Origin of the sequence: Anabaena sp. FACHB-83, assembly GCF_014697485.1 — a bacterium.
Lineage (GTDB): Bacteria > Cyanobacteriota > Cyanobacteriia > Cyanobacteriales > Nostocaceae > Nostoc_B.
On sequence record NZ_JACJRY010000006.1, the window covers coordinates 189,179 to 211,067 of the forward strand.

The 21,889-nt window shown below is 43.4% G+C and carries 13 protein-coding genes; 5 read left to right on the top strand and 8 right to left on the bottom strand.

Annotation, left to right across the window (positions count from 1 at the left end):
* Positions 1–9 precede the first annotated feature (9 nt).
* Entirely contained in the window at positions 10–3,483 is a 3,474-nt protein-coding gene (locus H6G79_RS10015) for a CHAT domain-containing tetratricopeptide repeat protein (RefSeq protein WP_190589149.1), read from the top strand.
* A gap of 272 nt (positions 3,484–3,755) precedes the next feature.
* On the top strand, positions 3,756–5,030 hold the full coding sequence (locus H6G79_RS10020) for a hypothetical protein (RefSeq protein WP_190589147.1): 1,275 nt from the start codon (positions 3,756–3,758) through the stop codon (positions 5,028–5,030).
* Between the two features lie 218 nt (positions 5,031–5,248).
* Here H6G79_RS10020 and H6G79_RS10025 read toward each other — a convergent pair whose 3' ends face one another.
* The 6 genes from H6G79_RS10025 to rpsT form a co-directional block, all read right to left on the bottom strand.
* Positions 5,249–5,797 carry a GIY-YIG nuclease family protein gene (locus tag H6G79_RS10025; RefSeq protein WP_190589145.1) on the bottom strand — a complete coding sequence of 183 codons (549 nt, stop codon included), beginning with the start codon at positions 5,795–5,797 and terminating at the stop codon, positions 5,249–5,251.
* Between the two features lie 226 nt (positions 5,798–6,023).
* Positions 6,024–10,085 carry a DNA-directed RNA polymerase subunit beta'' gene (locus tag H6G79_RS37295; protein ID WP_190589143.1) on the bottom strand — a complete coding sequence of 1,354 codons (4,062 nt, stop codon included), beginning with the start codon at positions 10,083–10,085 and terminating at the stop codon, positions 6,024–6,026.
* Between the two features lie 100 nt (positions 10,086–10,185).
* Positions 10,186–12,063 (bottom strand): DNA-directed RNA polymerase subunit gamma, encoded by a 1,878-nt coding sequence (locus tag H6G79_RS37300; RefSeq protein ID WP_190589141.1) that lies wholly within the window; start codon positions 12,061–12,063, stop codon positions 10,186–10,188.
* A gap of 118 nt (positions 12,064–12,181) precedes the next feature.
* Positions 12,182–15,481 (bottom strand): DNA-directed RNA polymerase subunit beta, encoded by a 3,300-nt coding sequence (gene rpoB, locus H6G79_RS10040; protein WP_190589139.1) that lies wholly within the window; start codon positions 15,479–15,481, stop codon positions 12,182–12,184.
* Positions 15,482–16,218: 737 nt separating this feature from the next.
* The gene (locus tag H6G79_RS10045) at positions 16,219–17,004 is read right to left on the bottom strand and encodes a TatD family hydrolase (protein ID WP_190589336.1); all 786 of its coding nucleotides are present in this window, start codon (positions 17,002–17,004) and stop codon (positions 16,219–16,221) included.
* Positions 17,005–17,073: 69 nt separating this feature from the next.
* Positions 17,074–17,367, bottom strand: coding sequence for a 30S ribosomal protein S20 (rpsT, locus tag H6G79_RS10050; RefSeq protein ID WP_062297364.1), 294 nt, complete (start codon positions 17,365–17,367; stop codon positions 17,074–17,076).
* Between the two features lie 632 nt (positions 17,368–17,999).
* Here rpsT and hisD point away from each other — a divergent pair.
* From hisD to H6G79_RS10065, 3 genes are all read left to right on the top strand, one after another.
* Positions 18,000–19,301: a histidinol dehydrogenase gene (hisD, locus tag H6G79_RS10055; RefSeq protein ID WP_190589137.1), complete on the top strand. Its 1,302-nt coding sequence runs from the start codon at positions 18,000–18,002 to the stop codon at positions 19,299–19,301.
* A 199-nt stretch (positions 19,302–19,500) separates the two neighbouring features.
* Positions 19,501–19,932, top strand: a complete 432-nt coding sequence (locus tag H6G79_RS10060; RefSeq protein WP_062290373.1) for a universal stress protein — start codon at positions 19,501–19,503, stop codon at positions 19,930–19,932.
* Between the two features lie 19 nt (positions 19,933–19,951).
* Positions 19,952–20,539, top strand: a complete 588-nt coding sequence (locus H6G79_RS10065; protein WP_190589135.1) for a Uma2 family endonuclease — start codon at positions 19,952–19,954, stop codon at positions 20,537–20,539.
* 322 nt (positions 20,540–20,861) lie between these two features.
* On the opposite strand, the gene H6G79_RS10070 is transcribed toward H6G79_RS10065, so the two are convergent.
* Both H6G79_RS10070 and H6G79_RS10075 read right to left on the bottom strand, forming a co-directional pair.
* Positions 20,862–21,395, bottom strand: coding sequence for a hypothetical protein (locus H6G79_RS10070; protein WP_190589133.1), 534 nt, complete (start codon positions 21,393–21,395; stop codon positions 20,862–20,864).
* A 10-nt stretch (positions 21,396–21,405) separates the two neighbouring features.
* The gene (locus H6G79_RS10075) at positions 21,406–21,795 is read right to left on the bottom strand and encodes a hypothetical protein (protein WP_190589131.1); all 390 of its coding nucleotides are present in this window, start codon (positions 21,793–21,795) and stop codon (positions 21,406–21,408) included.
* Positions 21,796–21,889 lie beyond the last annotated feature (94 nt).

The following is a 21,889-nucleotide window of genomic DNA, read 5'->3' on the forward strand; positions in this document are numbered from 1 at the left end:
AATGCTGTTATGACTAAGAGAATCAAACGTCACCAGAAACCAAGAAGATTTTTAGTAGCGTTTACTAGCCACCTTTCCCTTCTCTTAGTCAGCATTACAATGTTTGCTGAATCAGGTGTAGCTGCTAGAGATTATGCCCCCAATATTACCCTACAAGCACAAATAGATTCATCAGTAGTTAATAATTCTAGCGCCGAGCAAATATTTCAAGAAGGAGAAGAGTTACTCAAGCTAGGAACAGCAACATCTTTCAAGCAAGCGATCGCTAAATTTGAAACCGCCTTAAAACTTTGGCAACAAACTGGAAATATCAAACAACAAGCCACTACACTCAACGAGCTTGGTTTTATTTATAATGCTTTAGGCGATAAACAGCAAGCCTTAATATTTTTTAACCAGTCCTTATCTTTGACACAACAAATTAGAGATATAGCCGGTCAAGCAGTTACTCTTAATAATATTGGTGGTGTTTATGATGCCTTGGGAGACAAAAAAAAAGCATTGGATTGCTATAACCAATCTCTCTCTTTATCAGAACAACTAGGAGATTTAATCTGGCAAGCAATCACTCTCAATAACATCGGTAGTGTCTACAACGCCTTGGGAGAAAAACAGCAAGCACTAAAATACTACAATCAATCCCTACCCATTTCACGCAAAATGGGCGATAAAGCTCAAGAAGCAATCACCCTTAATAACATTGGTGGTGTTTATGATGCCTTGGGAGACAAACAGCAAGCTTTGACATACTACAGCAAATCTCTACTTTTATCACAACAAGTCAACGATAAAAACGGTCAAGCAACAACTCTGAATAACATTGGCGGTGTCTACGATGCTTTAGGAGATAAACACCAAGCATTAATGTACTATCACCAATCTATGTCCTTAAGACAGCAAATTGGAGATCCAACAGGCGAGGCAATCACTCTCAACAATATCGCTGGGATTTATGATGCGTTAGGAGACAAACAGCAAGCACTCAACTATTACAATCAGTCCCTCAACTTATCTAGAAAAGTCGAAGATAAAACCGGACAAGCAGTCACTCTTAATAATATTGGCCGTGTCTACGATTCCTTAGCAGACAAACAGCAAGCACTCAAATACTACAATCAATCTTTGCCCTTAAGACGAGAAGTTGGAGATAAAACAGGCGAAGCTACTACTCTCAACAATATTGGTGGTGTCTACGACGCTTTAGGAGACAAACAAAAGGCTCTAGAATTTTATAACCAATCCCTAAATTTATCACGAAAAGTAGAGGATAAAGCCGGGGAAGCTACAACCCTAAATAACCTTGGCGGTATTTATTCTGCTTTGGGAGATAAACAACAAGCTTTAAAATACTACAATCAATCTTTGCCTTTAAGGCGGCAAATTGGCGATAAAACAGGCGAAGCTGTTACCCTGAATAATATCGGCCGTGTCTACGACTTATTAGGAGACAAACAACAAGCACTCAAACACTACAATCAATCTATGCCTTTAAGACGGCAAGTCGGGGATAGAACAGGCGAAGCTGTTACCTTGAATAATATCGGCCGTGTTTATGACTCATTAGGCGAAAGACAAGAAGCACTTCAATATTACAACCAATCTTTATTTTTATCACGGCAAGTCAGAGACAAAGCCGGAGAAGCAACAACCCTAAATAACATTGGTGGTGTTTACACTGTTCTGGGAGACACACAACAAGCCTTAGCATATTACAACCAGTCGCTCCCCCTCAGACGGCAAATGAAAGATAAAGCCGGGGAAGCCATCACTCTCTATAACATTGCTTATTTAGAACGTAACAGGGACAACCTCAAAGAATCTCTAGTTAAAGTTGAAGCAGCTATTAAAATTATCGAAAATCTCCGGACTAAAATTACCAACGAACAACTACGTACATCTTATTTTGCTTCCCAACAAACTATTTACGAGTTTGCCAATGACTTATTAATGCAGTTGCACAAAAAATATCCCCAGCAAGGCTACGATGCTTTAGCATTACAAAACAGTGAAAAATATCGTTCTCGCAGTTTGTTGGAACTACTCACAGAAGCTAATGCTGATATTCGCCAAGGTGTAGAACCTAAATTACTAGAAGCAGAACAAAACTTGCAACAACGACTAAATGCAACAGAGAAACTGCGTTTAGAACTCTACAACAGTGGTCAATACACCCCAGAACAAGCCCAAGCCTTAGAAAACGAATTAACCTCACTTCTCAAAGAATATCAAGAAGTCCAAGCCAAAATCAGATTTACCAGTCCCAAATATGCTGCACTCACTCAACCCCAACCCCTCTCTCTTAAAGAAATTCAACAGCAAGTACTAGATGACGAAACGCTGTTATTAGAATACGCCCTGGGTGAAGAACGCAGTTATTTATGGGCAGTTAGTAAAAATAGTATTAGTAGTTATGAGTTACCTAAACGCTCAGAGATTGAAAAAGTCGTTAAGCAATTTAACTATTTATTGAAAATACGTTACTACAACCTGACAGCCAACATCAAAATAGATGCAAGTTCTGGTTTAGGTGCTTTTAGTAGTTACGAAGTACTCGAAAAACTCAATCAAATGTTGTTAGAACCAGTCGCCGAAAAAATCAAAAACAAGCGCCTGGTAATAGTTGGTGATGGTGCATTACAATATCTGCCATTTTCGGCCTTAGCTCAACCCGGAACATCCGGTAAAAACATCAGACCTCTGCTAGAAAGCAACGAAGTTCTTTATATACCATCCGCTTCTACTTTAGCCGTCATTAGGCGCGAACACAAAGAACGCAAAACACCCCCCAAAACCCTAGCCGTGATTGCAGATGCTGTATTTAGCTATGATGATGAACGCCTGACTAGAATTCTCCATAAACCCATACCCAAGCCAAACATTCCCTTCATCAACCCTAATTTTTCTTTTGAGCGTTTATCTTTCACTCGCCAAGAAGCCGAGGGAATTTTAGCTTTAGTGCCAAAATCCCTGACTCTGCAAGCATTAGACTTTGCTGCTAACCGAAATTTTGTCACTAGTTCTCAACTGAGTGAATACCGCATCATTCATTTTGCTACCCACGGCATTTTAGATACCAAAAATCCGTCCTTATCTGGTGTAGTACTGTCACTATTTGACGAAAAAGGGATGTTGCAAAATGGCTTTTTGCGACTGCAAGATATTTTTAATCTCAAACTACCCGCAGATTTGATTGTCCTTAGTGCTTGCGAAACTGGTATAAGCCAACAAATCAAAGGCGAAGGATTAGTTGGATTAGCCAGAGGATTTATGTACGCTGGTAGTCCGCGTGTGTTAGTCAGTTTATGGAATGTGGATGATGAAGCAACATCCCAATTAATGAAGACATTTTATACCAAAGTTCTCAAACAAGAATTAACCCCGGCGGCGGCACTGCGAGAAGCAAGGTTAGAACTGTGGCGAGATGAAAACTATTCTGCACCTTATTACTGGGCTGGTTTTACCTTACAAGGTGAGTGGAGATAATAATTAAATTAGAATTTACACATCAAAACGAAAAATCAAGGGTTGTGGCGAGGGTGTAGGGGTTCAAAATCCTTACACCCCAAACCCTTTCACCCTTACACCCAATCTCCACAGATAATCTTTGTGCGTAAGTCCTGATAATGTTAGGACGAACGTAAGCAGCCAAGTTTGAGAGTAGGGTGTGAGGGTATAAGGGTGTAGGAGTGAAATGGTAATTTTAGTATTATTTTCTACTGAGTTTGGGAATACTAAATTCAGCATTGAATATACTTATGGCTTTTTTACACGGAATTACCAAAATTTTTCTCCGTAATAACTCAGGCATTAATTCATCTGTCAACCCACAACCAGCAAAACTAAAAACGCTGGCGGAGTTAGAACAGGAAATAGCAAAACAAGGGCAAATTAGTAAGATATCCTCTCCACAACAACCGCGCAAAAGCAAAAAAGGTATTGGTAGCAAGCTAATTTGGCTCACCATACTAATTGGCATTCCCGCCGGGATAGTTTGGGTGGCAAATCAGCCAGAACCCACAATTCGCCGGACTGTAGTGCAGAAAGCACCGTTGTTGTTGCTTCCTAGTTACATCAATATAGAACAACATTATCGCCAAGCCTTGACATCTCTTGAGCAAGCTGAATATTTGATTGAAAAACCCACCAGCGCCGCAGATTTGGCCTTGGGTGAACAACAACTGCAACAGACAAAAACCCATCTGAATAACTTGCCAACTGTATTTGGTAACGATTGGCCAGAATATAAATATTGGTGGTATGACTGGCGGTTCAGCGTTTATGGTTTGAATGCAGCACGTCGTCAAGTAGGGCAATTAGAAGCCAAGGTTTTTCAAGAAAAAAATGCTCAAACCTTGCTGACTGAGAATAATCAGGCATTATTGAACGCAAAACAGCAGTATCAACAGGCTACTACAATCACCGACAAAAAATCAGCGATCGCAGCTTGGCGTGCTGCACTAGATAAACTAGAAGAAATCCCCGGTCAAACCTTAGCCGGAAAAACTGCTCAAACTCAACTAGATGGCTACAAGCGAGAATTTCAGGAAGTTGTAGGATTAGCCGCCGGTAATGAACGCATCAGTACTTTAATTACCGCCGCCCAACAATTTTCTTGGCAAGCCGCAAAAGCCGGACAAAATCCACCACATACAGTCACCGAATGGCAACAAATAGAAAATTTGTGGTCAGAAGCTATTGAACGCTTAAAACAAGTTCCTTCCTCAGATTTATTAGGTTATGCTGAAGCTCAAAAGCTATTAGCAACTTATGAGACTAATCTAGGTCAAGTCAAAATCAGACGACAAGCTGAAGCTGATTCTGTACAAGCATTAGCCAGGGCGCAACAAGAAATAGAAAACTTAGTCGCCTCTTTGCCTAATGACCCCAAAAATGTCGATCGCAATCGCGTCATTAGTCAATTACACAGTATTATCAATCAATTAGAAAAAGTCGAAAAAGGCACAACTGTTTATTTAAAAGCACAAGAGTTGCTATTATCTGCCAATAATAAATTCAAGCAATTCCAGTAAGCTCGAAATTTAGTTGATTTTTTTCAAAAAAATAACAGTTTGCATATTCTCAGAATCTTGTAGAGACGTTACATCCAAAGCAATACGGTTCAGTTAGTCATTTTTTCTTCTCTTCGCGCTCTTTGCGCTCTTTGCGGTTCGTTCAAAAAAATGACTTTAACAAAGAGTTTTAGTCTTAACTGAACTGTATTGACATATAACGTCTCTACAACTTGGTATCAAGACTTCAAATCGAGTAATCCTTCTTCCTTCAATTTAGGATTAAACCGCAGTTGTAATTGCAACCCACGAGATTCTAAAACTTTGAAAATTTCCGCTTCTACCCTTCGTGCCACATTTTTGACAACTTTGATTTGTGCTAACTCATCATTAGCAGGATTGTGATAACTTGCTTGTTCTTCTGCTGTCATCAAATTTTTGACGTTAATTGGTTGTGTCCATTTTTCTTTATTTTCACCATTACCTGGAGGTATTGTGCCATTTTCAGCAATCCAAGCATTTTCAATATTTTCTAAAACTGTCCGACTAGGACGTTCAATAGTTTGTACTTTCACCCAATAACATTGTTCTGGTTGACGCACTAAATGTTGTTGCAAACTAGAATAAACATCACGAGAATATCCGACAAACTGGAGCAATTGATCATGATTAAAAATTGCATACACACCTATTTTTCCTTGAAATATTTCCGGGAGTTTTCCCTCTGCATCAATGTAAGGAAAATATTCTAGATTTGCTAAAGACGGATTATTTATTTCGTTAGTCATATATAAAATATTGTTAATTTAAATTTTCTACAAAAAAATCATCGGTATTTATCGGCGGTTAATTATTTTCTCTTGTAATTCATTCCCATGAAAATTACTATATAACAGTCGAAGCATAGTTTAAGACTATGTTTGTGGATAAAACATAATTTTCTCAAAATAGTCAAAAGAAAAAGGCAAAAGAAACTTTTCTCTTGCCTTTCCTAACTAATTATTCACTGATGATTTACATATCGAAATCATCATCTTCGTCAACTTCCTCGTATTCATCCTCTTCGTCATCAGGTATGAGGTCGTGGACTTCATGAACTCCATCGATAATTAAATCATCTTCATCCAAAATTGATCCTGTGCGTCGGCTACCATAAGTACCTTCAGTCAGGGAAGGCGCATCTAAATTGTAGGCGCGGGCAGTGCGATCGTCTAACACCATATCCAGAGGATCATCAACTTCATCCAAGACACTGGAAGTATCCAAAGTTGAGTAATCATCGATCGCACCCGGTTCGTCATAAGTATTGTAACCAGTACCTGCCGGAATCAAGCGTCCGATAATTACGTTCTCTTTCAGACCCCGCAGCCAGTCAGATTTACCTTCAATTGCGGCTTCCGTCAATACCCTGGTTGTTTCTTGGAAGGATGCAGCCGAGATAAAGCTGTCTGTATTCAAGGATGCTTTGGTAATACCTAACAATACTGGTGTATATTGCGCTCTTGCACCACCAGTAATGGCCATTGCTTCGTTGACTTGTTCAACTTGGCGCAGTTCCACCAACTCACCAGGAAGCATGGTAGTATCGCCACCATCATCAATCCGCACTTTGTTGGTCATCTGGCGGACAATTACTTCAATGTGTTTGTCGGCAATATCAATCCCTTGGGACTGATACACTAACTGCACTTCGTTCACCAAGAATGTTTGCACTTTCTGTAGTGCATGGCTGGCGCAAGCGTAGACTCCATCCTCAGAACCCAAGCTGAAGAAGATTTCCAGAATTTCGTGGGGGTTAGATGGGCCATCGGTGATTGGTTGTCCGGCGGTGACATGATAACCATCAGGAACAATCAGGTTTTGTCCAGGGCCAAGGGGATAGTCGGTGACTACACCATTGGATTCGACAATTTTCACTGCGATCGCTTCATCGCCATCACCATAAACCACCTTGACTTCTCCACCACGGCGTACCAAAATACATGCTTCTTTTGGTTTCCGAGCTTCCAGAAGTTCTTCAATCCGTGGTAAACCTTGAATGATGTCTCCGGTTTTAGCGCGTTCAAAGACCAACAGCACTAAGTTATCGCCGCGCTGTACCAAATCGCCATCTTCTATTTGCAACACCGCGCCAGGACTGACTCGGTAAGGACGACCAGAGCGAATCGTCACCCGATAATTATGGGTACTGAGGGCTGATTCATCACCAGCAGCTGCGGGAGGCGCATTCTTCACCTCTACAACTTCCCCAGATTCTTCCGCAAATACACCGGGGGCGATTTCTGCACCTTCTACCAGCAAATTACCGACTTTCACTTTCGGTTGTGCAGCCGTTGTCACGGTGTTCATATCGCTGTGACGCAATACTAAGCAACGGCGTACTGCTTCTGTGCCTTTTTGGACACCGCGCACAATCCCGCCTTCTTTACACAAGATTTGGGTACGTGCAACTACAGCCCCAGGGGCGATCGTGTCGCCGTCTTTGACTTCCAAACTAGTTTGGGTACTACCTTGGGTAGCATCAGCTACAATATCACGGCGAATTACTAATGATTCCAAAATCACTAACTGCAAGCGTTGGATTTCTGAATCTTCAGCATCAGGAATCAATTCAATATCGGCTGCTAAGGGCGAAGCATTGTGGTCTTGTTCGCCTTCTTGCTCAATTTCCAACACTAACTGAGTCCGCAGTAGTTCCACACCTTCCACAGATTTGACCCGCTCAGAATCTTTGTAAGGTAGGCGTTGTACGGCACGTAATTGAATGGAACGTCCGGTTTGCTGACTTACAGATGTTGTTGAAGGTACATCTGGGGTATTAGGTACAGCAAATTCCACTACAGGACGGCTTAACAATGCTGGGCCTTCGGGGGATTCGACATACTGGATGTAGCGCAACTCGGTAACGGTTTGTCCCAATAGTTCTTCCCCTGGTTGGACAAAGGTGTTATCTCGCCCAATCACCGCTTCTGGATCATCCACCATCAGCAGTTCGCCGGGTTTAATTACCACTTCCCGCAGAATGTCGTTTTTCTGGGTGACTTCTACAACACCACTGTTTTGACAGAAGATATCTTTGACGACCTCAGAACCTGCTTCGACAAACTGACCATCTTCTACCAACAGCAGCGAGATATCTTTGTTAACTTCGTGGGTTTCTTCGGGAATCCACAGGATTGTACCGCCTTGTACGACTTCATAACCTTGTTTGGCTTTGCCTTTCTTCTGGACTTCTAGCCCAGCGAATTTCAAAAAGCCACCAGTGGTTGTGCGATAGCGGTCATCAATTAATTCTGCAACTACTTGACCATTCTGCACTTTTGTGCCTGGGGTAGCCCGCAGGTTAAATTCCTGGTTGTTTCCAGTGGTAATTAAGTAGTTGTTGCGTCCTTGAGAACTGTTAACAGTAACGGCGGCTTGGTCTAGAATTACCGAAGCGGTGATGATTTCAATTTCTCTGGTACTCTTGCCGGGGGTAGCTTCGGGTAAACGCACTACACCACCATGCTGACTGGTGAGTTTGGTTTCCGCTAACACACCGTTGGTATCGATGCGATCGCCATTATTCACGACCAATTCTGCACCAGGAGGCAAGTTATAAACTTCCCCAGATAAAATCCAAATCAAACCACCTCTAGCGGCTGTGGTTGTGGTGTTACCTTGACGGTCGGTTTTTTGTTCCGCTACCACATCGGCAAATTTCACTTCCCCAGCCAAGTCCGAGGCCACATCTTTCACCGCTTTTTCAGTGTTGGCGCGAGTTGTCCGTCCCCCAATGGCGACTTCTGCCAATAACTGACCTTGTTTTACCTGTTGACCATCGGTGATGTATAGTGTGGAACCTTGGGTAACTTGAATTTCTTGGTTAACAGGGGTTTCGCTACCTTCTTTTTTGGGTTCTAAAATTAAGATGCCGTTTGCTTCCACATACAAAGCATCTTCACCGTGGCGTGTACGGTAGGGTCTTGTCCGCAACTTGCGAGGAATCTTGACTGTCCCAGCCATTTTGGAGCGTACTTGTTGAGCAACTTCCCCAGTGAATACCCCCCCGGTGTGGAATGTCCGCATGGTCAGCTGAGTACCGGGTTCACCGATACTTTGTGCCGCAATGATGCCCACAGCTTCGCCCAGGTCTACCATTTTGGCGTGCGCCAAACTCCAGCCGTAGCAATGTTGACATACAGAACGGGCGGCTTCACAGGTAAGAGGCGATCGCACCACCACTTGTGTTACCCCAGCTTTTTGAATGTCTTTCGCCAAGTCATCAGAAACTGGAGTATTCCGGGGTGCGATAATTTCACCAGTGGTTGGATGTACAACATCTTCGCCAATTACCCTTCCCATCAAGCGAGTTGCCAGAGGAATCAAGGTTTTGCTACCTTCAGTCATGGCTTTGATCGGAATACCTCTGGTAGTACCACAATCAAATTCCCGAATAATCACATCCTGGGACACGTCCACAAGACGGCGAGTCAAATACCCAGAGTCAGCCGTCCGCAGCGCCGTATCTACCAAGCCTTTCCGCGCACCGTAAGAAGAAATAATATATTCTGTAACAGTTAAACCTTCCCGGAAGTTGGTTTTAATTGGTAAGTCAATAATTTCCCCTTGGGGATCTGCCATCAGTCCCCGCATCCCTACCAACTGACGGACTTGGGAAATATTACCCCGCGCTCCCGAAAACGCCATCATGTACACAGAATTGAGGGGATTGGTTTTCTTGAAGTGAACCACTACCTCATCTTTGAGAGCTTCACTCGTACCGTTCCAAGTGTCAATTACTTTTTGGAAACGTTCTACTTCTGTGATTTCGCCCCGTTGATAACGAGCTTCTGTCGCCCGAATTTCTTCTTCGGCGGCTTCCAAAAGACTGCGCTTGCTTGGTGGTACCATCAAATCATCCACACTGATGGAAACCCCAGCCCTAGTAGCGTAGCGGAACCCTAAATCTTTGAGTTTGTCCGCCATCACTGCGGTTCGCGCCGTACCGTAGTTGGTAAACGCCCAAGAAATCAAATTTCTCAGTTGACCTTTATCAACTACGCGATTGCGAAAAACTTTTTTTTCGTTAGTCATTAGTCATTCGTCCTTAGTCATTGGCAGGGAGTGGGGAGTGGGGAGTGGGGAGTAGTGAGTGGTGAAATTTCCTACTCCCTACTCCCTATTGCCTAATCCCCTAACTTACTAGTGCTTCCTGAATTGCCTTGTTGTAAATGACGCGGCCAGGTGTTGTGCGTATGTACTGAGAAATCAAATTTCCTTGGGAGTCTTCTCGAACTCGGCGGAACTTATACAGTAACGTCCGAGTACCGTCATCGTTATTTGTCACTTCCAAAGGTTCTGTATCAGGTTGGTCTGATTCAAGCTCACCATCAAACCGCACGTAGATATAGGCGTGTAAGTCTACTTGCTGTTGCTCAAAGGCCATAATCACATCTTCGAGGGAAGCAAAGTACTTACCAGCACCTTTGGTAGCATGGGGATTTTCTGCGGTCAGGTAGTAAGCCCCCAAAACCATATCTTGGCTAGGTGTAATGATTGGTTTACCTGTAGCTGGCGACAAAATATTATTAGAAGCCAACATCAACAACCTTGCTTCCGCCTGACTTTCTAAAGACAGTGGTACGTGTACCGCCATTTGGTCGCCATCGAAGTCAGCGTTAAACGCCGGACACACCAAAGGATGTAATTGAATGGCTCGCCCTTCCACCAAAATTGGTTCAAAAGCTTGAATCCCCAGACGGTGTAGTGTGGGTGCGCGGTTGAGCATCACTGGGTGTCCTTCGATCACCTCTTCCAACACATCCCAAACACTTGGGTCAGAACGGGAAATCAGCTTTTTCGCCGCTTTAATGTTATTCACCATGCCGCTACGAATTAAGCGGTTAATGACAAACGGTTGAAATAACTCGATCGCCATTTCTCTCGGTAAGCCGCACTGGTGTATATTCAGTTTCGGCCCCACCACAATTACCGAACGTCCAGAGTAGTCAACCCGTTTACCCAACAAGTTTTGCCGGAAACGTCCTTGCTTACCTTCAATAATGTCAGATAAAGATTTTAGTGGTCTGTTATTAGCACCAACTACCGTCCGACCCCGACGACCGTTATCAATCAGCGCGTCTACCGCTTCTTGCAGCATCCGCTTTTCGTTCCGCACAATAATTTCTGGTGCCAAAATCTCCTGTAGGCGTGCCAGACGGTTGTTGCGGTTGATTACACGCCTGTATAAATCATTCAAGTCGCTGGTTGCAAACCGTCCACCATCAAGTTGCACCATTGGGCGCAAGTCTGGCGGAATCACGGGGATGACGGTCATCACCATCCACTCTGGTTTAGAACCAGTCGCAATGAAGTTATCAATTACCCGCAGCCGCTTAATCAGCTTGGCGCGTTTTTGACCTTTAGCTGTGCTAATTTCTTCCCGCAGGCTTTCTGCTTCTTGCTCTAAATTAATATCCGCTAACAAGCGCAGCAGTGCTTCCGCACCAATGCCCACCTCTACCCCTTGTAAGGTAGAATCTTCGCTATAAATTTGGTCTTCAATTTCCAACCACTGGTCTTCACTCAGTAGTTGCTTATAAGTTAAAGTTTCGGCATTACCAGGGCTGAGAACAACATAAGAGTTGAAATACACTATTTGTTCTACATCCCGCAAAGGCATATCCAACAGGATGGCAATATAACTGGGGATGCCTTTGAGATACCAAACGTGAGCTACAGGTGCAGCCAGTTTGATATACCCCATGCGGTGGCGGCGCACCCTAGATTCGGTAACTTCTACGCCACAACGTTCACAAACAATTCCTCTGTGGCGGACTCTCTTGTACTTACCACAGTGACATTCCCAATCTTTTGCCGGGCCAAAGATGCGCTCACAAAATAAGCCATCCATCTCTGGCTTTAAAGTCCGGTAGTTAATCGTTTCTGGTTTGGTGACTTCACCTACTAATTGACCATTGGGTAGGGTGCGTTCGCCCCATTGCCGAATGCGTTCTGGCGATGCCAAACCGATTTTTACGTAGTCAAACTGATTAGTTTGGGCTGCTCTCATACTTAAGTGTTGAGTTATAAGTCAAGTATTCAGTTAAAAGTAATCCATCAAGAGATTTCTAAGCTGTGAGTGCGAATACTGAGGTATTAAATACTCAGCACTCAGCACTCATTACTCTTTACTCGTCGTCGTCTAACGATTCACGGGAAAGCGATTCGTACGTTGGACGTGGTGGTGTACGTCTGGCTGACTGGTCTGCCATTAAATCAACTTCCACGTCTAAAGAACTACCATCAGCTTGGGTTTCTACTTTATGAACCGCAATATCTAACCCCAAGGATTGCAATTCTCGCATCAACACCTTAAAGGATTCTGGTGTACCTGGTCGGGGAATTGCCTTACCTTTAACGATCGCATTTAAGGCTTCATTTCGTCCCTGCATATCGTCGGATTTCACTGTCAGCAATTCCTGTAAGGTATAAGCTGCACCAAAGGCTTCCAACGCCCACACTTCCATTTCCCCAAACCTCTGACCACCTTGTTGAGCTTTTCCACCCAGGGGTTGCTGTGTAACCAAGGAGTAGGGACCTGTGGAACGAGCGTGAATCTTGTCATCGACCAAATGCACCAGTTTCAGCATATAAGCTACACCAACGGTTACAGGTCGATCAAAGGGTTCGCCGGTACGGCCATCAAACACCATGATTTTGCCGGGGTCATCGGGGTTATATACCCAATCTTTGCCTGTTTCGTCCCGCGCTTCTTGCAATTTGCCATGCACAATGCGGCGCGATGATTCTTCCCCATACATTTCATCAAAGGGAACTATCTTAAAGCGCACACCCAAGGTATGACCAGCCCAACCCAACAGACATTCAAATACTTGTCCGACGTTCATCCGGCTGGGTACGCCCAAGGGGTTGAGTACGATGTCTACTGGGGAACCATCTGGTAAGTAAGGCATGTCTTCCAGTGGCAAAATCCGCGAAATAATCCCTTTATTACCGTGGCGACCCGCCATTTTATCTCCGACTTGGATTTTCCGCTTCTGGGCGACATACACCCGCACTACCATGTTGGCTCCCGGTGGTAGTTCATCCCCTTGTTCACGAGTGAACAAGCGCACGTCAACTACGCGACCTTTTTCACCGTTTGGTACACGCAAGGAGTTATCCCGCACATCCCGCGCTTTTTCCCCGAAGATGGCACGTAAGAGTTTTTCTTCTGGTGGTTGGTCGGATTCACCTTTGGGTGTAACTTTACCGACTAAGATATCGCCTGATTCTACCCAAGCCCCAATGCGGATAATGCCTTGTTCGTCTAACTGGCGTAAAGCATCTTCCCCAACGTTGGGAATTTCTCTGGTGATTTCTTCTGGGCCTAGTTTGGTTTGCCGAGCCTCAATTTCATATTTTTCAATGTGAATTGAGGTGTAAACGTCATCTTGTACCAAGCGTTCAGAAATCAAAATTGCGTCTTCGTAGTTATAGCCTTCCCACGGCATATAAGCGACAACAATGTTTTGTCCCAGCGCCAATTCCCCACCTTCTGTGGAGGAACCATCGGCTAGTACTTGTCCAGCTACTACCCTCTCACCCATTCTGACTAAGGGTTTTTGGTTTAAACAGGTGTCTTGGTTAGAGCGTTGGTATTTAGAAACGGTGTATCTAATTTCTGGTGAATTTGGTTTGGGACGTACACGAATTTCTGTCGCGTCTACGTAGGTAACATCTCCGTCTGTCCGGGAAACAATCACCATCCCGGAGTCTCTCGCACCTTGGGCTTCCAAACCAGTTCCGACTAAGGGACGTTCTGGTTTCAGCAAAGGTACGGCTTGACGTTGCATGTTAGAACCCATCAGCGCCCGGTTCGCGTCGTCATGCTCCAAGAAGGGAATCATACTAGTCGCTACCGAGACAATCTGCACAGGGGAAACCGCTACGTAGTCTACCTGTTCTGGTGTGGTGGTAGAGAATTCTTGGCGGTAACGGACTGGCACTTGTGGCCCAATAATGTAGCCATTTTCATCAACGGGGATGTCTCCTGGTGCGACCCGCAGATCGTCTTCTTCATCGGCGGTCATATACACGGGTGCTAGATCAAATCTGACTCGTGCATTTTCTACAGGGCGGAATGGTGTTTCTAAAAAGCCATACTGGTTAACACGGGCATGGGTAGCCAAGGAACCAATCAAACCCGCGTTGGGGCCTTCAGGAGTTTCGATGGGACAAATCCGTCCGTAGTGGGAGGGGTGAATATCCCGCACCGCAAAACCCGCCCGTTCTCTGGTCAAACCACCAGGGCCTAAAGCTGAAAGTCGGCGTTTGTGTGTCAGTTCTGCCAGGGGATTGGTTTGATCCATGAACTGGCTTAATTGGCTGGAACCAAAGAATTCTTTAATGGCTGCTACTAGAGGTTTGGGGTTGACCAAGGATGCTGGTGTCAAAACTTCGGCATCAGATACGGTCATCCGTTCCCGAATAATCCGTTCTAAACGGTTCAAACCTACCCTGACTTGGTTTTGCAGCAATTCGCCCACACTTCTGACTCGGCGATTGCCTAAGTGGTCGATGTCGTCTATACTACCGATGTCGTATTCCAGATTAATCAGGTAATCGACGGCTGACAAAATATCACCAGGGGTCAGGACACGCATGGTATCGGGAACTGACAACCGGAGTTTTTTGTTGAGTTTATAACGACCAACTCGACCCAAGTCATAGCGTTTGGGGTCGAAGAAGCGAGAGTCTAATAGTTGTTGTCCACCTAATACGGTTGGTGGTTCACCAGGACGGAGTTTGCGATACAACTCCATCAGGGCTTCTTCTTCTGAGAATTGCCCTTCTTTTTCGATGGTTTTTTGGAAATATTCTGGGTGACGTAGGGCATCAAAAATTTCGTTATCTGATAAACCCAAGGCTTTGAGAAGTACTTGCGCTGAGAGTTTCCGGGTTTTATCAATCCGTACCCACACCAAATCGTTCCGGTCTGTTTCAAATTTCAGCCATGCACCCCGGTTGGGGATGAGGCTGGCAGAATATGTCCGCCGACCGTTTTTATCAATTTCAGATTTGTAGTAAACTCCAGGCGATCGCACAATTTGGTTGACAATTACCCGCTCGGCTCCGTTAATAATGAACGTGCCGCGATCGGTCATTAACGGCAAATCACCAATAAATACTTCTTGTTCTTTAATGTCCCCTGTTTCTTTGTTCAACAGGCGTGTGGGGACATACATTTGTACTGCGTAGGTGCTATCCCGCCGTTTTGCTTCTTCTACGCTGTACTTTGGCTCCTTAAGTTTATAGTTATGTCCTAAAAAATGCAGTTCTAATTTGCCTGTATAGTCTGTAATAGGACTAAAGGAATTTAGTTCTTCTATTAACCCTTCTTCTAAAAACCAGCGAAAGCTTGCTCGCTGAATTTCAATCAAGTCGGGCAACAAAAAGGCGGGTTCCAGATATTTGTCTTTATTCATGCCTCTACCTTTGTCAACCTGGTTAAACTTTTAGAGGACACTGTTGGGGGATGGTTCTTGATCCGCTTCAGTGTCCGTAGCCATTGGGGAACTTCTCCTTGTGCCACCTGTTATTAATTCATGCTGATAACCGCAGCATTTTTTTAATCTGGACAGGGTGATTTTGACAAGGGGGGTAAACGCCCTTGCAAGCTATAAATAGCGGTTATAAACCAGCTATTAACTTGATTTCTCAACGACAGGTTGAGAGAGTTCTGCCTTTGATTTATTTTCCTCACTTCCCCTCCCAAGCGCGTAAGTAGCTTACGCATCTCAAAATTTTTGCATCTTAAATCTTTAAATTAAGCACGCTGATCTTCACGGCAATATCAAAAGATCATGATAATCGGCCGCGTGATGCTGGCTTTGAATCAAAATGGCTTTATTTTGGTGGGTTTTACTCACAAGACAAGTACTTTTAACAATTTTCTATAGTTTTAGATACAAAGCAGGGTATATTTTGCCAAATTTTATCTCAATGTCGGTTGCTATGGTGATTCATTGATTCCGAGCATCCGTGTGTGGAGAGTGGAGGATGGTCAAGTTGATAACAATATATTAAGCTTAAAAGTTTGTGGTTTCTTCCTTTATCATTATGACGCAAGCAAAATGTTTTGGAGGCATTAATATTAGCATATTTTTATCCTCCTGAGTTTTTCATTCTGAGTACACACCCGACAATTGCAACAGTTAGTTACTTAAAGAGCCAATCCAAATAGTTTACAAGCATTTTGCGTGGTTTGGTGGGCGATCGCTTCTACAGTCTCTCCCCGCAACTCGGCTAATTTTTCCGCCACATAGCGGACATAAGCTGGTTCATTGCGTTTTTCACCCCGTTTGGGAACAGGAGCCAAAAAGGGACAGTCTGTTTCTATTAATAGGCGATCGCTACTTACCATCGCGGCTGAGGCGTGAATTTCTTTAGCGTTTTTGAATGTTACAGTCCCGCTAAAGCTAATGTAAAAACCCAGATCCAAAAACCATTGGGTTTCCTCTGGTGTTCCACCCCAGCAGTGCATTACACCCCGCATTCTTCCGCCTGTAATTTCCTGCCATTTTTGCAAAATTTCCCTGACATCACTGGCCGCATCTCGACAGTGAATAATCACGGGCAGATTCAGTGCTGATGCGATCGCTAATTGCTCGGAAAATACTATGCGCTGCTGCTCATAGTTTTCGGCTTTGTAGTAATCCAGCCCCATTTCCCCAATTGCCACCACTTTTGCGTCGGAACTTGCCAAGTATTGAATTTTCTCGGCTGTGTCACTTTGCCATTTTTCGGCATCCAAAGGATGTAACCCTACAGCAAAACTTAGTTCAGGAAATTGCTGGGCAATTGCTTGAATGCTGGAAAACTCTGATGGTTCTACACAGGAATGTACTAAACGTACTACCCCTGCTGCTTGCCACCGCGATCGCACTGCTGCTAAATCTGGCTGGAAGTTATCAAAGTTAAGATGAACGTGGGTGTCAATCAGCTGCATTTTTGTCTTTTGTTCTTTGTCATTTGTCATTAGTTTTTGCTGCAACGCATGACTAATGACAAGTGACTACTACTGTGCGGTTGCGACTGGCTTGAGTTTATGAGCCAATCTCGATTTTTTCCTAGCACCGTTGTTAGGATGCAGAATGCCACGCTTTACAGCTTTATCGATTTTGCTGTAAGCCTCAGCCAGCCGTAATTCAACTTCTTGTTTGAGTTCGGGCGTAGGATTAGCTGCGTAGGTTTCTACCACAGTTAAGTATTTCTTCATCAGCGTCTTAACAGCTGACTTGTAGGTTTTATTCCGCAGCCGATTGCGTTCTGCGATACTGGCGCGTTTAAGAGCAGACTTTGTATTCGCCACAGTCGATTCCAAAAAGACTATTTAATATGTACACACACTACTAGATTTACTAATATAGCATTCATCTTGCCAATATCAGAATTTATCAAAAAAATCTTGCTTTGGTTTGAAGGGGCGGAATGATGCTCAAAGGTTGTCTGTGAAGAGTGGGTGGAAGGATTTTGAACACCTACATCCTTGATTTTTCGTTTGATTGCGTAAGTCCTATAGTATATTTGAACCAATCTGGTAGGTCAGTGAAATTCTGTGCCGAACCCTGGAAATAAGCTAGAATAAAGTACCTGAATAAATTATCAAATTAGTAATAACTATACTCAGACCCTATACTGACTTTTGGATTGGCAAATCAGGATGTATCGACATAAGAAAACCACCGCAAGTAAGGCATAGAGGGAAAAGATAGGTAGAATTACACTCCTGCTTTCTATCCAAAAGCCCACTAGGCAAGTCGAACTGAGGCAATTAGATCATATAAATTAACTCATCCATGTGCTGGCATCCTGGGGAGTATCAAAAAAATCCAGGTTAAGCTAGAGATGAGAATTAAAGCGAAACTTGTCCCTCTTGGGGGTCAAGAGCCAGACTAATTCTCAAGCGGGAATAATCTAAAATTTTGGCATTTTCCTTACTCCATGCTGCGAATCATTACTCAGCAGGCAGATGTTAAAGCAGAACTACAACGTATCTGCGATCGCACCCATGACGAACAAGTGGTTCATAAAGAAGCAACGGTGCGGGAAGTGTTGCAAACGGTGAAGCGCCAAGGCGACAAAGCTGTGCTGCACTATACGGCTGAATTTGACCACCAAACCTTGAAGCTGGAAGAACTGCGCGTTACGGGTTCGGAACTAGATACGGCGTATCAGCAAGTCTCTAAAGAATTGCTCCAAGCGATTCAGTTAGCGGCTCGGCAAATTGAAGCATTTCACCGTCAACGTGTCCCCAAAAGTTGGGTAAACTTTGGGGAAGATGATGTAGTCTTGGGTAAACGCTACACCCCAGTAGACCGAGCCGGGATATATGTTCCTGGTGGTCGTGCGGCTTATCCCAGTACGGTGTTAATGAATGCTATTCCAGCAAAGGTGGCTGGTGTACCCCGAATTGTGATGGTGACACCACCAGGGGCGGGGAAAGTAATTAGCCCAGCCGTGCTAGTGGCGGCCCAAGAAACCGGAATAGAAGAAATTTACCGCGTTGGCGGGGCGCAAGCGATCGCCGCTTTAGCCTATGGGACAGAAACAATTCCGAAAGTTAATGTGATTACCGGGCCAGGCAATATTTACGTCACCTTAGCCAAAAAACTCGTCTATGGTACTGTGGGCATTGATATGCTGGCAGGGCCGAGCGAAGTGTTAATTATTGCTGATGAATTTGCCAATCCGGTGCATGTGGCTGCTGATATGTTAGCCCAAGCCGAACATGATCCAATGGCAGCAGCAATTTTATTAACTACAGATCCGGCTTTGGCAAAAAATGTCCAAGTCGCGGTGGAAAGACAATTAGTTGATCACCCCAGGCGGATTGATACAGAAAAAGCGATCGCTCACTACGGCTTAATTGTGCTGGTAGAATCTTTAGCAGCCGCAGCAGAACTCTCCAATGAATTTGCGCCGGAACATTTAGAATTGGAAGTCAAAGATCCTTGGGCTATTTTGCCGCAAATCCGCCATGCTGGCGCGATATTTTTAGGCTACTCCACACCAGAAGCTGTTGGTGACTATTTAGCAGGGCCAAACCATACCTTACCTACCTCTGGCGCAGCTCGTTATACTTCAGCTTTAAGTGTAGAAACCTTTCTCAAACACTCTAGTATTATTCAATACTCACCCACAGCCCTGCAAAAAATGGCTGGGGCAATTGATGCACTAGCAACAGCAGAAGGACTACCTTCCCACGCTGATTCAGTCCGGCGGCGGATTCAAAAAGATGAGTAATGAGGAATGCTTAATTTTTTCCAACACTTTTAGTAAAAACTAACCTGGGGCTGCACACTAGAAAATTAAACTGTATGGCGGCAAAGCGATTGGCGATCGCCCAGCATACATAAAATAAGATAAACCTGAGCTTCCATCAGTAATATTATTGGTGTAAGTAATAGAGTTTCAGGGGTCTACTTTTGAGGAGACGAGGGCAGTGCTGAATAATATATTGGTAGCTCTGGATGGTTCGGATATTGCAGAACGTGTCATTCAGGTTTTGGATGATTTGGTATTATCACCAGAAACTAAAGTCGTTTTGTGTCACGTATTTCCGACACCAGATTCAGAGATGGAACTACCCGCAGATCGTCCTCATCCAGAATCTCCAGCATTATCTTATTTCCAAATCGAAAAACAACTGCAATCTTACAAAGAAAAAATATCGATTCACAGTGCAGTAGAATTAGTCACTGGCGAACCTGCCGATGAAATTATTCGCCTAGCTAATATTTATAAAGCGGATTTAATTATTATTGGGAGTCGCGGATTAACTGGAATGAAACGCATTGTCCAGGGTTCTGTGAGTAGTCAAGTAGTAGAAGAAGCTAATTGTTCTGTATTAGTGGTGAAGCCCAGTAAAAATTAACAATGGTAGTAACAGCAATATGACTACAACTACCCCAAAACTCTCTTTTGCCGAATATCTAAAATACAATGATGGCACTGATACTCGTTACGAACTAGTCAATGGAGAATTAAGTCATATAAGTTTGGGAAGTGGGCAACACGGGGCAGTTATCGGATTTATTACTCAATGTTTTCAAAATGAAATTATGAGACTAAATCTTGATTGGACTACCAAACAAATGATGATTGGTGTGCGTTCTCCCCGTGCGGGTAAATGGGAGACTTCCAGAATTCCTGATGTCGTGATTATTCCCTTACCTCAATGGCGAGAATTAAGAAACCGAGAAGCAGTGATTGAAATTAATGAACCACCGCCATTGTTAGTAGTAGAAGTTGTCAGCGAATCAACCAAAACTGTAGATGATCGAGCCAAGCGAGTTGAATATAATGCTCTGAATATTCCAGAATATTGGATTGTTGATCCATTAATCAATAAAGTGACCATTTTCACATTGATTGATGAATTATATGAACCCACAGAATTTGTCGGTTCAGAAAGAATTTTATCGATAACCTTTCCCGAATTAAAATTAACAGTTGAGCAAGTGTTATCTGTAGAAGATTAAAGGGTATTGCATAATAAACAGTTAAGAGAATAGTAGGTTGGGTGGAGGAACGGAACCCAACATTCTCAAGACTCTGTTGGGTTCCGTTCCTCCACCCAACCTACACCTGTTTTTACATTAATTGATGAATTATACTAACCTACAGAATTTGTCGGTTCAGAAAGAATTTTATCGACAACTTTTCCCGAATTACAATTAACAGTTGAGCAATTGTTATCTGCGGAAGATTAAAGGGCATTACATAATAAACAGATGAATGGATAGAACCTGTCTAATGTTCAATCTCTATATTATGAGTCTACAAAAATTTAGCAGAAATGAGTTAATAATCTTCTAGGTTTTGCACGTCTCTTACATTCGTACTCCATAAATTGCCAGTTTCAGCATCAAATACTTGGTAAAGTATTGCTTTTTTAAATTCAAGTGGGGGATTATTTTTAGTGATACCATAAATTTTTGATTCTCTTCGTTTGGGTAGTTTGTAGCCATTAGGTGCATGTATTTCCACTAAAAACATCTGTCTGTTTGGATGTACTTGGTAATTTTCAATTTTGCCAGAATTAGAATTGCTGATTAAATTAATATAATCACTGTAGGACACAAGTTTGATTGATTTTAACTTCAAACCGTCCTTAACTTTCATTTGCTCTAATATTTGTTTGACTTTATCAAACTCTTTTTTATCCTTATTGGAATTATCAGGGTATGAGTAGTTGGGTTTTATTTGTCCTACTGGTTCATGTTCTACCACTCTGTTAATATCTATCTCTTCTTGGTTATTGGCATTGGCAGAAGAAACAGCCATTAACGATAGTAAGATTGCTGCTGTGGTTGAAACTACTAGAATTTGACGCATATCTCACTATTTACCTCTTTTCTGCCTGAGCTAAAAACTGCCGTAGACTCAATAAACTCAAGGTTTGACCTAAATTTATAGGTAACATTGAAATGCCTTCCAAGCGGGACTGTACCCAACCTTCGCCCCAGTACCATTCATGAAAACCGTCAATACCGCCACTGAGTAGCAACCGCAGACAATTGGACTGCACTACATCCACTTGATGATGAATGGAGACAGGGCCAGTCCAGCTTGTAAACTGGAATCCTGGATAAATTTCTTCGGGCATTCCGGGGTTAAAACGTTGCCCTAAGAGCCATTTTTCTAATTGTGCTGGACGTAGCAAGCTATCACCAATGGCGCTGGCTGATGCTGCGATTTCTATCCGTAGTTGACTTTGTTGAAAATTACCTAGCATTTTTTGCGAATTGTAAAGGTGAGGACGACAAAAAAGTATTCAAAAGCGAGAAGCCATAAAATTCTGCATTCTGAATCCTGACTTCTAGATTCTT

What these genes read in the sequence shown, in the direction of transcription:
- H6G79_RS10065 (WP_190589135.1), top strand. Translation starts at nt 19,952, where the DNA reads ATGACTACAACTACCCCAAAACTCTCTTTTGCCGAATATCTAAAATAC.
- H6G79_RS10015 (WP_190589149.1), top strand. Translation starts at nt 10, where the DNA reads ATGACTAAGAGAATCAAACGTCACCAGAAACCAAGAAGATTTTTAGTA.
- H6G79_RS10070 (WP_190589133.1), bottom strand. Translation starts at nt 21,395, where the DNA reads ATGCGTCAAATTCTAGTAGTTTCAACCACAGCAGCAATCTTACTATCG.
- H6G79_RS10025 (WP_190589145.1), bottom strand. Translation starts at nt 5,797, where the DNA reads ATGACTAACGAAATAAATAATCCGTCTTTAGCAAATCTAGAATATTTT.
- rpoB (WP_190589139.1), bottom strand. Translation starts at nt 15,481, where the DNA reads ATGAATAAAGACAAATATCTGGAACCCGCCTTTTTGTTGCCCGACTTG.
- H6G79_RS10045 (WP_190589336.1), bottom strand. Translation starts at nt 17,004, where the DNA reads ATGCAGCTGATTGACACCCACGTTCATCTTAACTTTGATAACTTCCAG.
- hisD (WP_190589137.1), top strand. Translation starts at nt 18,000, where the DNA reads ATGCTGCGAATCATTACTCAGCAGGCAGATGTTAAAGCAGAACTACAA.
- H6G79_RS37300 (WP_190589141.1), bottom strand. Translation starts at nt 12,063, where the DNA reads ATGAGAGCAGCCCAAACTAATCAGTTTGACTACGTAAAAATCGGTTTG.
- H6G79_RS37295 (WP_190589143.1), bottom strand. Translation starts at nt 10,085, where the DNA reads ATGACTAACGAAAAAAAAGTTTTTCGCAATCGCGTAGTTGATAAAGGT.
- H6G79_RS10075 (WP_190589131.1), bottom strand. Translation starts at nt 21,795, where the DNA reads ATGCTAGGTAATTTTCAACAAAGTCAACTACGGATAGAAATCGCAGCA.
- H6G79_RS10020 (WP_190589147.1), top strand. Translation starts at nt 3,756, where the DNA reads ATGGCTTTTTTACACGGAATTACCAAAATTTTTCTCCGTAATAACTCA.